At 65.6% G+C, this 14,410-nt stretch carries 15 protein-coding genes and 1 pseudogene; 7 read left to right on the top strand and 9 right to left on the bottom strand.

The genetic code is table 11. The annotated features are described in order from the left end of the window. The first annotated feature begins 87 nt into the window (after nt 1-87). Entirely contained in the window at nt 88-510 is a 423-nt protein-coding gene (locus MF407_RS09515) for a single-stranded DNA-binding protein (RefSeq protein ID WP_239702138.1), read from the top strand. A 56-nt stretch (nt 511-566) separates the two neighbouring features. Next, a complete protein-coding gene (ettA, locus tag MF407_RS09510) occupies nt 567-2,249 on the top strand; it encodes an energy-dependent translational throttle protein EttA (RefSeq protein WP_239702137.1) in 1,683 nt (560 codons plus the stop codon). A 78-nt stretch (nt 2,250-2,327) separates the two neighbouring features. Here ettA and MF407_RS09505 read toward each other — a convergent pair whose 3' ends face one another. Both MF407_RS09505 and MF407_RS09500 read right to left on the bottom strand, forming a co-directional pair. Continuing rightward, nucleotides 2,328-2,708 (bottom strand): type II toxin-antitoxin system death-on-curing family toxin, encoded by a 381-nt coding sequence (locus tag MF407_RS09505; protein WP_239702136.1) that lies wholly within the window; start codon nt 2,706-2,708, stop codon nt 2,328-2,330. Between the two features lie 204 nt (nt 2,709-2,912). Continuing rightward, nucleotides 2,913-3,401: a methyltransferase domain-containing protein gene (locus MF407_RS09500; protein ID WP_239702135.1), complete on the bottom strand. Its 489-nt coding sequence runs from the start codon at nt 3,399-3,401 to the stop codon at nt 2,913-2,915. Nucleotides 3,402-3,555: 154 nt separating this feature from the next. Here MF407_RS09500 and MF407_RS09495 point away from each other — a divergent pair, with 154 nt between their 5' ends. Further along, a complete protein-coding gene (locus MF407_RS09495; RefSeq protein WP_239702134.1) occupies nt 3,556-5,166 on the top strand; it encodes an HNH endonuclease signature motif containing protein in 1,611 nt (536 codons plus the stop codon). A gap of 155 nt (nt 5,167-5,321) precedes the next feature. Further along, nucleotides 5,322-5,861: a GNAT family protein gene (locus MF407_RS09490; RefSeq protein ID WP_239702133.1), complete on the top strand. Its 540-nt coding sequence runs from the start codon at nt 5,322-5,324 to the stop codon at nt 5,859-5,861. Here the strand turns inward: MF407_RS09490 and MF407_RS09485 are convergent, their stop codons facing one another. The 3 genes from MF407_RS09485 to MF407_RS09475 form a co-directional block, all read right to left on the bottom strand. Next, a complete protein-coding gene (locus MF407_RS09485; RefSeq protein WP_239702132.1) occupies nt 5,862-6,449 on the bottom strand; it encodes a GNAT family N-acetyltransferase in 588 nt (195 codons plus the stop codon). It abuts the gene before it with no gap. A 194-nt stretch (nt 6,450-6,643) separates the two neighbouring features. Further along, entirely contained in the window at nt 6,644-7,846 is a 1,203-nt protein-coding gene (locus tag MF407_RS09480) for a hypothetical protein (RefSeq protein WP_239702131.1), read from the bottom strand. After that, nucleotides 7,839-8,474, bottom strand: coding sequence for a TetR/AcrR family transcriptional regulator (locus MF407_RS09475; RefSeq protein WP_239702130.1), 636 nt, complete (start codon nt 8,472-8,474; stop codon nt 7,839-7,841). Before MF407_RS09475 ends, MF407_RS09480 begins: the two co-directional genes overlap by 8 nt. A 126-nt stretch (nt 8,475-8,600) precedes the next feature. Between MF407_RS09475 and MF407_RS09470 the strand changes: the two genes are divergently transcribed. Continuing rightward, nucleotides 8,601-9,002 carry a hypothetical protein gene (locus MF407_RS09470; RefSeq protein WP_239702129.1) on the top strand — a complete coding sequence of 134 codons (402 nt, stop codon included), beginning with the start codon at nt 8,601-8,603 and terminating at the stop codon, nt 9,000-9,002. Nucleotides 9,003-9,122: 120 nt separating this feature from the next. On the opposite strand, the gene MF407_RS09465 is transcribed toward MF407_RS09470, so the two are convergent. Then, nucleotides 9,123-10,073: an acyl-CoA thioesterase II gene (locus MF407_RS09465; RefSeq protein WP_239702128.1), complete on the bottom strand. Its 951-nt coding sequence runs from the start codon at nt 10,071-10,073 to the stop codon at nt 9,123-9,125. 48 nt (nt 10,074-10,121) lie between these two features. Here MF407_RS09465 and MF407_RS09460 point away from each other — a divergent pair, with 48 nt between their 5' ends. Together MF407_RS09460 and MF407_RS09455 are read left to right on the top strand one after the other, a co-directional pair. Continuing rightward, nucleotides 10,122-10,568 (top strand): thioesterase family protein, encoded by a 447-nt coding sequence (locus MF407_RS09460; RefSeq protein ID WP_239702127.1) that lies wholly within the window; start codon nt 10,122-10,124, stop codon nt 10,566-10,568. Then, entirely contained in the window at nt 10,565-11,182 is a 618-nt protein-coding gene (locus tag MF407_RS09455) for a hypothetical protein (protein WP_239702126.1), read from the top strand. The genes MF407_RS09460 and MF407_RS09455 overlap by 4 nt, the downstream gene beginning before the upstream one ends. A 54-nt stretch (nt 11,183-11,236) precedes the next feature. Here the strand turns inward: MF407_RS09455 and MF407_RS09450 are convergent. The 3 genes and pseudogenes from MF407_RS09450 to MF407_RS09440 form a co-directional block, all read right to left on the bottom strand. Continuing rightward, nucleotides 11,237-12,960 (bottom strand): annotated as a pseudogene (locus tag MF407_RS09450) (glycoside hydrolase family 13 protein). A 46-nt stretch (nt 12,961-13,006) separates the two neighbouring features. Then, the gene (locus MF407_RS09445) at nt 13,007-13,423 is read right to left on the bottom strand and encodes a globin (protein ID WP_345770851.1); all 417 of its coding nucleotides are present in this window, start codon (nt 13,421-13,423) and stop codon (nt 13,007-13,009) included. A 53-nt stretch (nt 13,424-13,476) separates the two neighbouring features. Next, nucleotides 13,477-14,391 (bottom strand): mechanosensitive ion channel family protein, encoded by a 915-nt coding sequence (locus MF407_RS09440; protein WP_239702125.1) that lies wholly within the window; start codon nt 14,389-14,391, stop codon nt 13,477-13,479. Nucleotides 14,392-14,410: the final 19 nt, after the last annotated feature.

Below are 14,410 nucleotides of genomic sequence, written 5' to 3'. Positions count from 1 at the left end.
ACGGCGGCGGCTTTCGCATCCCCGCGCCGCGGGACGAAGGTTCGACCAGGCCGAACGCTCGGCCGGCAACCCTCGAAGGGAAGAACCATGGGCAACCACGCAACTGTCACCATCACCGGCAACCTCACCGCCGACCCGCAGGTGCACGACTTCGACAGCGGATCGCGCAAGGCGAGGTTCGCCGTCGCTTGTACTCCGTCGACCCGTGACAAGGAGACGGGCGGGTACCGCGACCTGTCGACCACGTTCTACGACGTCGACTGCTGGAACCACCTCGCGCAAAACGTTATGGGTTCACTGCACAAGGGCGACCCGGTGATCGTCACCGGTCGGATCAGTGTCGACTCCTGGCAGGGCCAGGACGGCGGCCAGCGGCAGAAGGTCGTCGTCACCGCGTCCACCGTCGGGCATGACCTCAGCCGCGGCACCGCCCAGTTCCGACGTCCCCAGCGGGAGGAGCCAAGCGAGGTCGGACAGGAGCAGATGCAGCGCGAGGGCGTGCCGGCCTGACCACGGGTGCGGCGCTCGATTGGGAGGGCGCCGCGCCCACCGATAGCCTGACGGGCATGGCTGAGTTCATTTACACCATGACCAAGGCGCGCAAAGCCGTCGGCGACAAGGTCATCCTCGACGACGTGAGCATGTCGTTCTTCCCCGGCGCCAAGATTGGCGTCGTCGGCCCGAACGGCGCGGGCAAATCGACCATTTTGAAGATCATGGCCGGACTCGACCAGCCGTCCAACGGCGAGGCTCGCCTGTCGCCCGGTTACAGCGTCGGCATCCTGTTGCAGGAACCGCCGTTGAACGAGGAGAAGGACGTTCGCGGCAACGTCGAAGAAGGCATGGGTCAGATCAAGAAGGATCTCGACCGCTTCAACGAGATCTCCGAGGAGATGGCCCAGCCCGACGCCGACTTCGACTCCCTCATGGAGGAGATGGGCAAGCTCCAGGAGAAGATCGACAACGCCGACGCCTGGGATCTCGACTCCCAGATCGAGCAGGCGATGGACGCCCTGCGCTGCCCGCCGCCGGACGCTGACGTGACCGTGCTCTCCGGTGGTGAGCGTCGCCGCGTGGCACTGTGCAAGCTGCTGCTGTCCAAGCCCGACCTGTTGCTGCTCGACGAGCCCACCAACCACCTCGACGCCGAGTCGGTCACCTGGCTGGAGCAGCACCTTGAGGCCTACCACGGCGCCGTTCTCGCCGTGACTCACGATCGGTACTTCCTCGACAACGTTGCGCAGTGGATCTGTGAGGTCGACCGCGGTCGCCTCTACCCCTACGAGGGCAACTACTCCACCTACCTGGAGAAGAAGCAGGAACGCCTGCAGGTGCAGGGCAAGAAGGACGCCAAGCTCGCCAAGCGTCTGAAGAACGAACTCGAGTGGGTTCGCTCGAACGCCAAGGCCCGCCAGACCAAGAGCAAGGCTCGTCTGGCGCGCTACGAGGAGATGGCGGCCGAGGCCGACCGCACTCGCAAGCTCGACTTCGAGGAGATTCAGATCCCGCCGGGCCCGCGACTGGGTGCCCAGGTGATCGAGGTCAAGAACCTCAAGAAGGGCTTCGGCGACCGCACTCTCATCGATGGACTGTCGTTCACGTTGCCCCGCAACGGAATCGTCGGCGTCATCGGTCCGAACGGTGTCGGAAAGACCACCCTGTTCAAGACGATCGTCGGCCTCGAGGAGCCGGACGGCGGAGAGGTGAAGGTCGGCGACACCGTCAACATCTCCTACGTCGACCAGAGCCGCGGCGGCATCGATTCGGAGAAGACCCTGTGGGAGGTCGTCTCCGACGGGCTCGACCACATCCAGGTCGGTCAGGTCGAGATCCCGTCGCGTGCGTACGTGTCGCAGTTCGGTTTCAAGGGCCCCGACCAGCAGAAGAAGGCCGGCGTGCTCTCCGGTGGTGAGCGCAACCGCCTCAACCTTGCGTTGACCCTCAAGCAGGGCGGCAACCTGTTGCTGCTCGACGAGCCGACCAACGACCTGGACGTCGAGACCCTCGGTTCGCTGGAGAACGCGCTGCTCGACTTCCCGGGCTGCGCCGTGGTCATCAGCCACGACCGGTGGTTCCTCGACCGCGTCGCGACGCACATCCTCGCCTACGAAGGCGATGAGGAGAACCCGGCCAAGTGGTACTGGTTCGAGGGCAACTTCGACGCCTACGAGGAGAACAAGATCGAGCGCCTCGGTGCCGAGGCGGCGCGTCCGCACCGCGTCACTTACCGCAAGCTGACCCGCGACTGACCTCGAGTCAGCACAACGCGCGCCCCGGAACCACACGGTTCCGGGGCGCTCGTTTCGTTCGGGGTAGGTTCGTGGGACTCACGGCGCCGTCAGCGATCGAAGGCGGGCGGCAATTTCCTCGACTGTGACAAGCCGGTCCTGCGCAACGTCGATGATCAAGTCGAACTTGTCGTTCTCTGCTCCGATGAACCGCACACCGTTCAGCGCGAGAAAAAGTCGACCGGCAACCAACGCCGTCGGATTGTTGCCATCCACGAGTGCGTGGTTGTTCACCAAGGAACTGAGCAAGGCGGCGCATTTGGTGTGAATGTCGGGGTAAGCATCTTGCCCGAAGACCGTCGCGCGTGGCCGCGCCAATGCCGCCTCGAGGAACCCCCAGTCACGCACTTGCGGAGGGCGGCCCGTCGCCGCAGTTGCCACGACGATCAAGTCATCAAGATCGAGGTAGTCGACGCTCACGCGTCACGCAATCGTTCGAGAACCTCAGCGTCCTCGGCCACGATCCGGGAAATCATCCGGTCGCGCGTCGCGACGCGGGGAGAGGTAGTTCTCGATGGCACGGACGGCGAGCGAATGCATGGAGACACCTTCACGAGCTGCTGATTCCCGAAGTCGTTCGGTTTGTTCGTCGCTCAATCGCAGTGTCATAGCCATACCTGAATATCACCAGGGCGGTATCAGAGAGGCAGGAATGCGATCGACCAGCTCGGCCGTCAGCACGGTGCCGCCGGGCGCAGTTACGCGTGCCAATTCACGAGCCGAGTACGACTCGTGGCGGTTGAGGACGAGGTCGAACCGGTCGTCGCGGAACGGCATTCGCGCCGAGCCGACGTCGTCGTCCGGTGCGCCGTACTCGATCACCTCGATGCCGTACGGGGCCAAATTGCGCTGTGCGACAGCGATGTTCGGCTGCCAACCCTCAGTAGCGGTGGTGTCGGCGGGAAGAAGATCGGCGAACTGGAGGAGGTGCTCGCCACCGCCGGTCCCCATGTCGAGCACGTGCTGAGCGTTGCCCAGAGTTTGACGGTACTGAGCGTCGAGATCCCACGGCTCCTGCGACTCGGTCATCCGGTCATCCAAGGACGAGAAGTCCCAGCCCTCGGGTTGGTCGCGTTCTTCGGCTCGCCAGCGCTCCAGTAGTTGCTCTTCCACGGAGCTTGTCTATCAACCACAGATCCGAGCCGCGATCGATATTCCGGACGATGGCGTATCCGCCGACCGACCCGCGGGCCGAGTTCCATCCTCCTTGTTGTTGGCGAACGGCAAGGCAAGAGAGGTTGTCGGTGGTCCCGCCTAGAGTTTCTTCATGGCCATCAGCTACGAGTTCTACGAACCGGAGTCTCCGGTGGAATTCGTTCTGCTGCAATCACTTTCGGATCAGAAGCGGCGTTTGTTGAACCAGCTTCTGAATGCGTTGGGGTCACCCGCGGAAGTACTGACGTTCGCGAACCGGATGTCCCGTGAAGCGTTCTACCGGCTCGATGCCGACGCCGTGCGCAACGCCGGTGGCATCAGCACCGCTCGGCCCGTCGATGTCGAGGACCACCGGATGCTCGAGAAAGCCGTGACCGGTTCCACCCAGTTGGCATCCACCTCCCAAGCCGTCCAAGCCATGGCCATGGCTCGGTATGCCGCGATCGACGAGGAGTTGGTCGATTCCGACGCCGGTGTCACGGCGAAGGTCGAGCACGCGCTGGGTCATCAGGCGTCGTTTGCCGACACCGACCTGGCGGCTGCGTGTCAGATGGCTCCGCGCACTGCGTCGAGCAAGATGAGCAACTCCATCGATGCGTGCACCAAAACGCCCGGTCTGTTGGCGGCCGCGGTCGAGGGTTCGATCCCGTACTGGAAGGTCAGCCTCGTTGCCTCCGAGCTGGTGAGCGCTTCACCCGAAACCTCTCACCGGGTCGAGCAGCACCTGCTCGACACGAAAGGCTTCGACACCTGGGGTTACCTGAAGGTGAAGAGCGCCGCACGGGCACTGGTGACCCAATGGGAGGAAGAAGCCGCGAAGAAGACCCGCCAGAAGGAAGCCAAAGAAGCCACCGGTGTCTGGGTGCGTCCCTCCGACATTGCCGGGATGGCCGAGCTGTGCGCCATCGGACCGGCCGACCAGATCGCCCGCATCTACGGAGCCGTGGACCAGTTGGCTGATCAACGCTCGAAGAACCCGACCGCAAGCGAGGGCAGCGAGACCGGTGAGTCGAAGCCGACGCTCGGACAACTGCGCCTCGGCGCGTTGCACGACCTCGTCACCCAAGGCGCCGACGTGACCTACCAGGTCGTGATCCAGGTCCCTGTCGTGCGCGAGGAACGCGAGGAACAGGCTGCGACGGCCACCAAACGTGCCACCGACGACCCGGAACACGAGCCCGAGGCGTCCCCGGACGACGGATCACCCCCACCCGGACAATCCAGCTCATCCCCGCGAGGCCCGGACGACTTTGAATTCGCTTCAGAAACAGGTGAAACCGCCCGGGCGTACAAAGCCGGTTGGGCACGGATCGCCGGGATCGGGTTCATCCGGCCCGAGGTGCTCGACGCATTGATCGAGCAGTTCGGTTGCCGCCTCACCCGGGCACTGGTCGACGCCGACACCGGAGTCACCTGCGAGACCTCGACGACGGCGTACGAGCCCACGCCCAGGATCAGGGAGTTCGTGCAACAACGCGACCAAACCTGCCGGTTCCCCATGTGCACCAGGACCGCCATCAGGTGCGACATCGACCACGTCATCGAATGGCCGCAGGGACCCACCGCCGGGCACAACCTCGCCGCACTCTGTCGCCACCATCACGACGCGAAGACGAAGAAGCACTGGGACTACGAGATGAGCGACGACGGAGTCTGCACCTGGACCTCCCGCACCGGCCGCACCTACGTCACCTACCCCGACTCCGTGCACGACGCTTCCTGAATCAGCCCCGTGCGGTCGGGTAGCCGTTCAGGTCACCGGGTTTCGGCGCAGGCGCCCTCCTTCGTCGGGCGCATGGCTCAACCAGCCGTGAAGCGACGCCTCAGTGCCAGCCTTCGTCCACCCGCAGGGCCCTCTCCGAGCGGCATAGTGGGGACGTGCTCACCGACCACATGCCGCTCATCGAGACCGGCTCGATCCGACTCAGACAGTTCGCACCCAAGGATTTGCCGCTGGTCGCGTCAGTGAGCGAGGATCCACTGATTCCGCTGATCACCACGGTCCCGAGCAATCCTGAGCCGGCCGAACTGGAGGCCTACTTGGCGCGTCAGCACGGACGATTCTCCCAGGGGTGGGGTTACTCGTTCGCGATCGCTGATCGCGACACCGACGATGCCGTGGGCCAACTGAGCCTGGCGCTACGAAACCTGAGCTTCGGCCGAGCATCGGTGGGGTACTGGATCGCACCGGCGCAGCGACGTCAGGGACGCGCGCGGGCAGCTCTGGCCGCGATCACGGACTGGGCGCTCCGATTCGATCAGGTGCATCGACTGGAGTTGTATGTCGAGCCGTGGAATGAGGGCTCCTGGCGTACCGCCGAAGCCTGCGGCTACGAATGCGAAGGGCTGCTCCGCAGCTGGGAATGGGTCGGCGGCCAGCGTCGCGACATGTACCTGTACAGCCGGATCGCCGGCTGATCACCGGTGGCGCAGACGGTGCTCCAGGTTGGCCTTGACCGACGGCCACTCGTGAGCGAGCACCGAGTAGACGACGGTGTCGCGCAGCGCCCCGTTGCGTTCCACCTTGTCGGCGCGCAGGACGCCGTCGAGCCGCGCGCCGAGTCGCTCGATCGCGGTACGGGACTGTTGGTTCGACCAGCTGGTCTCGTATCGCACTGCGGCACAACCCAGAACGTCGAAAGCGTGCGTCATGAGCAGCAGCTTCGACTCCGGGTTCGTGCCCGAGCCATGGGCCGATTCACGATTCCACGTGTACCCGATCGACAGTCGCGGTACGTCGTGCCGGATGTCGTAGAACGAGGTCATGCCCAGAACCGCGTTGTCCTGCAACCGAACCGCAACGAACGGAACCATTGTTCCGGCATCCCGCATCGCCAACCGTTGCTCGATCATCGGCGCGACACCGTCCGCGGCGGGGGCGGACGTGTACCAGCGGTCCCACATCTGACCGTCCTGCGTCCCCTCCACCAAACCGTCGTGATGATCGAGGGACAACGGTTCGAGCCGTACCAGGCGTCCGGTCAGCGTGGCGGGTGACAGATCCATGTCGCCGATTCTCGCAGCGGACTTGACCCTCACGCGACGTCAACCCCGGAAGGTCGTCCCATGACGGAATCGATGAACGATCCGAGGACGGTCGAAGAGGTGGCTGGTTCTCTCGGCTCACGGGGCGAACGCTGCACCACTACGACCGCACCGGACTGTGCGTGCCGCGGTCGTGAGCACGTAGGCTCTGTGCCTCAGTCGGCCTGGTCCATCGGTCGCCGAATGCCCCAGTAGGTGTTGTTGGCTGCGAGCAGGAAGACCAGCAGGCCGACCGCGAGCCACCAGGCCATGGCTGAGAGGTGGAAGCCGAGGCTGTAACCGTCGAGGTAGACGACGCTGCGAACGGCGTCGACTCCTGCACCGTTCGGCAACCACTGACCCATGAAGCGCCACGGCTGGGGAAGGACCTCGTAGTTGAAGGCCCCGCCGGCGGAGGGGTTGCCCAACACGACGAACAGCAGGATCGCGATCCCGACGCCGACAACGCCGAAGACTGCCTCCATACCCATGGTGAAGATCGAGGCGGTCGCCGAGAGCAACATCCCGATCGCGGCCAGCTGCCAGTAGTGGCCGGTCAGTGCGCCGAGCCACTGGTCGACGATCAGGGTGCCGAGTAGTCCGGCAAGCACCGCGTAGACCGCGCACAGCGCCAGACGCCACAGCATGCGCCGGAAGTTGCGGGCCTTGCCGCCTCGGCGCAGACCCACTAGTGAAGCCATCAGGTAGCCGCCGACCAGCCAGCCGGTGACCAAGTAGAAGCCGGTGATGCCACGACTGTCTCCGGGTTGCACCGGCGCGATGTCCGTCATCTGTACCGAGCGCCCCTGCTTGGCGGCCACCTGCTGGAAGATGAGCTCGACTGCTGCCGCGTTCGATGATCCGGCGGAGGACGCGACCAGGAGGGTGTCGGTGTTCCCGTTGGGGTTGAACAGGTAGACGCCTTGGCGGCGCCGTTCGGTGAGCATCTTCTTCGCGGTGGCCTGGTCGGTCTCAGCGTAGGCGTACACCGGCTTCCCGGGGATCGCGTTCAGTTGGTTGGCGACGTAGGACTGCCAGTTGTGGTCGGAGATCACGCTGACTTGGAGTCCGTGCGGCTGCTGCTGGTGGAAGGCGCCCACATAGGAGGCGATGAAACCCAGGTGCAGGAGGAAGGCTCCGATGACGAGCCCCAGAGAGGAGATGCCGAAGATGTCGCGCAGACGCTCACGGACCGGTTCGTCGGCGCTCCGTTCGTAGCCCGGACGGGGGCCGTCGGTAAGGGCCGGCGACGACCCCACCGGCGTCGTTTCCTTCGGTGGGGCGTCGCCCGCGTACTGGGTGTCCTCGCCCGACACCTGCTCGTCCTCGGCGGGGGCCCGGTGTCGGGGGGTCTGGTCGGGGGTGGGGAGCTCAGGCATGGGTGCTCGATTCGTTGCGGGGCAGGCAGGCTTCGATGAGACGTTCGACCCGTTCGTCCATGTCGTCGGCGCGGATGATTCGCCGGTCGCGTGCCCGGTTGGCTTCGAACAGGACACCCGCGAACAGCATGGTGGCTGCTTCGGCGGCTCGTGTGCTTCCGGCTTCAGCAAGTAAGCGGGCCATCGCCGCTTCAAGATCGGCGACGAGGGAGAGCACGGCTTGGCGGTGGGGGCCGGGCTGGCCGAACAGGAGTTCTCGGGCCACGGCGACCGTTGTCGCCGGCTCACGCAGTGCGATGTCGACGAATGGTGCGAGCAGGTGTCGCAGCGCACGTACAGGATCGCCTGGCGGTGCCGACTGGATCGTCGAAGGTACGAAGTCCGACCAGCGGTCGGCGGTGACCATCATCAAGAGTTCGGCCTTCGTGGCGGCGTACGTGAACAAGGTTCCGATAGCGATGCCGGCGTCCTGCGCGACGTGGGCGACGGTCATCCGGTCGTAACCGTGTTCGGCGAGCTGCGCCTGTGCAGCGACGAGGATCGCGGCACGCTTGCGGGACGCCGCTGCTTCACGGCGCCCACCCGGAACTGGGTTACTTCGATGCGGGGCCTGTGTAGTCGACGTCACCTTCTGATCATACGCCAAAAGCAGTAGCGCACTCAGAAATGAGTTCGCTCAGTTTGTGTGTACATCCCACCAGCGGACCCTACCCGCTGGTAGGCTCGCCGCGTCCACCGCAAGGAGAAGGAGCCCATGGCAGAGCGCACCCGCACCCCACTGAACGAACGTCCAGGCTTCCACCACGTCGCCGCCGCCACCTGGCTGCTCATCGACATCGGTGCCTTAGTGATCCTGGTGGGCATGCTGGCCATCTTCCAGCCGCAGAAGGGCCTGCTGCCCGACCCGGCCTGGCTGACCGACCCGATCGCCGGTTGGGTAATCGGTAACATCCTCGGGATCCTGGCCTACAAAGTCGTCTTGAAGCTGCACCCGGCCGCCATCGCCGCAATCGCGCTGATTGCCGTGGCACTCTCACCGCTAGTGTTCGTGAAGTACACCGCCATGGGCGCCTTCATCGCCGGCCTCGCGATCGGCGTCGCCGCCGGCAGCCTCTACTGGCGCGCGCACAAGGACGCCCCGGCGACGCTGCTCTGATCCCGTATGCCGGCAGTTGGTGCGTGACGCGATCGAGGCAAATGCAGTTTGCTGAGTTGCGCTGAGTTGCGTTCGAAATCGAAAAGGCCCGCTGCACCAGAGCGGGTCCTGTCGACTTCCTCAGTCCTGCTTAAGGCGCAACATGCCTTCCTGCGCGACCGTGCATAGCAGCGTCCCGTCGATGCCGTAGAGACGACCCGTGCCCAAGCCGCGCCCACCGGAGGCCGACGGCGACTCCTGCTGGTAGAGCAGCCATTCGTCGATTTGCCCGGGACGGTGGAACCACATCGAGTGGTCCAGGCTGGCTGCGCGCAGGCGCGGGTCCGACCACACCAAACCGTGCTTGCGAAGCACCGACTCGAGCAGCGTGTAGTCGGAGGCATACGCCATCACGGCGGCGTGGATCAGCGGGTCCTCTGGCAACTCCGTGATCGTCTTCATCCAGACGTTCTGTGCCGCGTACTTCTGTCGGCCCGGTTGGAAGAACAGCGCCCCCTCGACGGTGCGGACATCGATCGAGCGACTGCGCCAGTGGTCGGCCACCGGGTGGTCGATGCCCTCGAGCTCCTGCGGCGTGGTGCGCACCCGGTCGGGTTCAGGCACCGATGGCATCTCCGACTGATGTTCCAACCCCTCGGCCGGCACCTGGAAGGACAAGGTCGCCGAAAGCAACGTCTGACCGTTCTGCATCGCGTACACCCGGCGGACCGAGAACGACCGCCCGTCGCGCAAGTTCTCCACGGCGAAACTGATCGGCTTGAGCGAGTCACCCGGGCGGATGAAGTAGGCGTGCAGGGAGTGGATGGGGCGCTCGTCGAGCCCCGCGTTCGCGCGGATGGAGAGACCCGCGGCCATGACCGACTGAGCCAGCACCTGACCGCCGAATGCACGCTTGTGTGGGGTCTCCTGGCTGCGACCGACGTACAGGTCCATCTCGTGGCTGTGGTTGTCGTCCGGGTCGGTGGACGCGTCCAGCGGGCCGAAGCGCGTGGTTCCCTCGTGCTTGAGGTTGAGTACATCGAGCAGGTCCGCGACGGCGTCGAGGTCAGGGGTGTCGTCGGAAGAAGTCACGCCGACACTGTAGCGACCCACGGGTAAGGCACTTGCGATGATGGACCCATGCCGAAACGTCCGTACTACATCGACGTGCCGTTGCGCTGGTCCGACATGGACGCCAACCGCCACGTCAACAACGTCCAGTACCTCCGCCTGCTGGAGGAGGCGCGTGTGCTCGGCATGCGCGACTGGTTCGGCGATCTCGGCCACGACAAGCAGCCGTTGCTGGTGGCGCGCAGCGAGATCGACTACCTGCAGCAGCTGCCGTACCGCGGTCCGACGATCACCATCGCGATGTGGGTGTCGCGTATCGCGGGTGCCTCGTTCGACCTCGCCTACGAGGTGCTCTCCTGCCGCGACGAGGACGCAACCGTTTATGCCCGCTCGGAGGGAACGCTGGTCACCTTCGACGTCGAGACCCAGCGACCCACCCGCATTTCGCCCGAGATGCGCGCCGACCTGGAGAAATACTTCGGTGATCCGGTGCCGATGAAGCGCCGCACCCGATGACCACGCTCCACTTCGAGGATCAACGGTCGGCGGACGACTTCGCGACCTTCATCCGGCGCGCATTGCGTGTGGCCCCCGATGGTGCCCTGCGACTGCAGGCCTCCGGCACGGTGCTGGCGTCCTGGGTCGAGGTTCTGCCCGGACGCAGTCTCACTCATACCGGACTGACCCTGGGCCTGCGGGTGCAGCGGCTCACCCAGCCCGCCGACCTCGACATCGCTGTGGCGCTTGTTGCCGTGCGCGACCGTCTGGCACGCGGCGTCGAGACTGTGTTTTCCGTTCCGCCGCAACAGGTTTCGGCGCCCTGGCTGGGTATCTCCGCGCCTCGATCAGGCTGGGAGCCCGCAGCGACCATCGCCGTCGCGCGCCTGCAGGAGATCGCACGTGAGGGCATCGCCGAGGTCGCCGCGGGCACTCCGGACGTCGCCGGTGCAGCCGCGGTCGCGAACCTTCGCGAACGCGTGTGGGGACGTGTTCCAGAGGAAGGCATGCCTGCGGGCGCAGCGTTCGCCGCCGACGCGCTCGGCTTCCTCGTCGGTGACGAAGCCTCGTGGCATCGGTGCGGTCGGTGGGGACGCCTCAGCACCCCGGCAGGGTTCGTGCTGACCCGCTGAAACGAAGAATCCGCGCGAACCGACGGGGGTTCGCGCGGATTCCGAGGCGGCCGGTCAGGCGGTAAACCAGACCGCCGTGTCCGTAGGCAGAGTGGTCGTCACGCCAGGCTCGCTGGACACCAGAACCGTTGCGCCCGAAGAGAGTTCGAACGGCTCAGAGCCTAGGTTGACGGCGACGTAGGTCTGCTCGGCGCGGCACTCGACACGGAACACGACGGTGTCGGCGGGGGAGTCGAGCTCCACGATCGAACCCTCACCCAGGTCCCGCTCGCGACGGATACGCAGCAGCGTGCGGTAAAGCTCCAAGGTGGAGTCCTCTACGCCGTCCTGCTGGTCGACGGCCAACGATCCGTAGACCTCCGGCTGCGGCAGCCAGGTCTCACCGGTGGTGTTGAAGCCGAACGCGGGTGAGTCCTTCTCCCAGGCCATCGGGACGCGGCAGCCGTCGCGGCCAAGTTCCTTGCCCCCGGTCCGCGCGAAGGTCGGATCCTGACGGAACTCGTCCGGCATCGAGGTGTGGTCGGGCAGGCCGAGTTCCTCACCCTGGTACAGATACGAGCCGCCCGGCAGGGCCAGCATCAGCGTCGTCGCGGCGCGCGCCCGGCGCAGACCGACAACCGCGTCCGGCTGCTCGTCATCGGCACCGATCCCGTTCGGACGCGGGCGCCCGATCGGCAGACCTAGGCGACTGGCGTGACGCACGACGTCGTGGTTGGACAGCACCCAGGTGGTGGGTGCGCCGACGCTGTCGTTCGCCGCGTACGACTTCTCGATCACGTCGCGCAGGTCCTCGGCGCGCCAGGCACCCTGCAGGAAGTCGAAGTTGAAGGCCTGGTGGAACTCGTCCGGGCGGACGAAGGCAGCCGCGCGCGAGGGCGGGTCGACCCAGGCCTCGGCACACATGATGCGGTCCTTGGAGTCGTCCCCGGTCGTGTTGTACGAGTCGAGGATCGCGCGCCAGTCGCGGTAGATCTCGTGGACGCCGTCCTGGTCCCACATCGGCGGGTGCTGCTTCTCCATGTCGGTCAGGTCGAGCATGTTCATCGCGCCGGTCCAGTCGGGCAGACCCTCTTGCTTGATCAGGCCGTGCGCCACATCCACCCGGAAGCCGTCGACGCCGATGTCGAGCCAGAACTTCAGGATCGACTCGAACTCCTCGCGCACGCGCGGGTTCTGCCAGTTGAAGTCGGGTTGCTTGGGGTCGAACAGGTGCAGGTACCACTGCCCGGGCTGTCCGTCGGCCTCGGTGACACGGGTCCAGGCCGGCCCACCGAAGACGCTCTGCCAGTTGTTCGGCGGCTCTTCCCCGTTCTCGCCCTTGCCCTCGCGGAACATGTAGAGATCGCGCTCGGGGAGCCCGGCGCTGCGGCCAACGCGGCCTTGAACCACTCGTGCTCGTCGGACGAGTGGTTCGGCACAAGGTCGACGATGATTCGTAGACCGAGCGAGTGTGCTTGGGTGACAAGGCTCTTCGCGTCGTCGAGCGTACCGAAGATCGGGTCGATGTCGCGGTAGTCGGCGACGTCGTAGCCGGCGTCCGCCTGGGGGGAGGTGTAAAACGGCGACAGCCAGACGGCGTCGATACCCAGATCACGCAGGTAGGGCAGGCGCGAGGTGATCCCCTTCAGGTCACCGACGCCATCGCCCTTGGCGTCGGCCCAGGAGCGGGGGTAGATCTGGTAGATCACCGCGCTGCGCCACCAAGCGGAATCGGTGGCACCGCGGTGCAGGGTGGTGCCAGTCTGAGACAGGTCGAGTTTGGCGGAAGTCACGGTCATCAAGTTTCGTCCTCGTGCGGCCCCTGACACAAATCGGGGCCGCTGGTCAGGCCTGGGAAAGGCCGGTGACGTCCGGGCGATCCTCGGGTGCGTTCACCAGGGAGTAGGCGGCCCGCGTGAGGTAATCGCGCAGCTGGTTCTCCAGTGCGAGTTCGAGGTCGAGCGTGTCGACCGCGTTCATCATGTGCAGCAACCAGCGGTCGCGTTGGGCCGGAGTGATCACGAACGGCATGTGCCGCATCCGAAGCCGTGGGTGGCCGCGCTGCTGCGAGTAGGTGGTGGGACCTCCCCAATACTGTTCGAGGAACATGCGCAGTCGCACCTCGGCGGGGCCGAGATCCTCCTCGGGGTACATCGCGCGCAACTCCGGGTCGTCCGCGACACCTCTGTAGAACTCGTGCACGAGCTTGTGGAAGGTGGCTTCGCCACCCATGCGTTCGTAGTACGTCGTCTGCTCGGTCACGCCGCCAGTCTTTCAAACCGCGGTTTGCGATCCCGCAGGGGAGGCAGCACGGCTCAGATACCGGCACCCGCCGAGTACGCCGGCAGCGCAGGACCGCGGATGCCGGCTGCGTCCAAGGCGTTCTTACTGCGCTCGCGCACCTCACGGGACAGCGCGTACTGTTCGCCCGGCACGGTCTTGGCGATGATCCGTAGCGTCACGACGCCACCGCTGACGGACTCGACACCCGCGACCTGCGGTTCCTCGAGCAACACCTCTTTCCACGGGGATTCGTCGTCGATGGTGCGGGTGACGGTGCGCAGTGTGTCGAGAGCCTTCTCCACCGGCTGGTCGTAGGCGATCGGGATGTCGATGAGCGCGACGGCCCAGCCCTGAGACTTGTTGCCGATACGGATGATCTCGCCGTTGCGGACGTACCAGACGACACCGGCCGCGTCGCGCAGCCGGGTCACTCGCAGCGTGACCTCCTCGACCGTGCCGATCGCCTCACCGGTGTCGATCACGTCGCCGACGCCGTACTGGTCCTCCATGATCATGAAGATCCCGGACAGGAAATCCTTCACCAGGCTCTGTGCCCCGAAGCCGAGGGCGACACCACCGATGCCGGCCGAGGTCAGCAGGGGAGCGAGCGGCACGCCCAACTCGGCCATGATCGTCAGCGCGGCAATCGTGAAGATGAGGACTGTCGAGATCGATCGCAACAGTGAACCGACCGTCGCCGCGCGTTGTTTGCGTCGCTCGTTGTCCAGGCCGGTAGCCTGCCGCAGCACCCGCGTCGCGCGTCCGCCAGCCGTGACCCGTTCGGCCGATCGCTGCTCCATCATCGCGGTCACCTTGCGGATCGCGCGGTGCACGACCCAGCGCAGGAACAGCGCGATCACGACGATCCCGGCGATCATCAAGGGAGTGCCGAGTAGCCGGTCCCAGATGGTGACCGGCAGTTGGTCGCTCACGGTGAAGTCGGGCATGTGGCCAAGTTTCGCAGGA

The organism is Yimella sp. NH-Cas1 (genome assembly GCF_022359705.1).
GTDB classification, from domain to species: Bacteria; Actinomycetota; Actinomycetes; order Actinomycetales; family Dermatophilaceae; genus Yimella; species Yimella lutea.
Note: the sequence above shows the minus strand (reverse complement) of the source record. Positions and strands in the feature narration are given on the sequence as shown.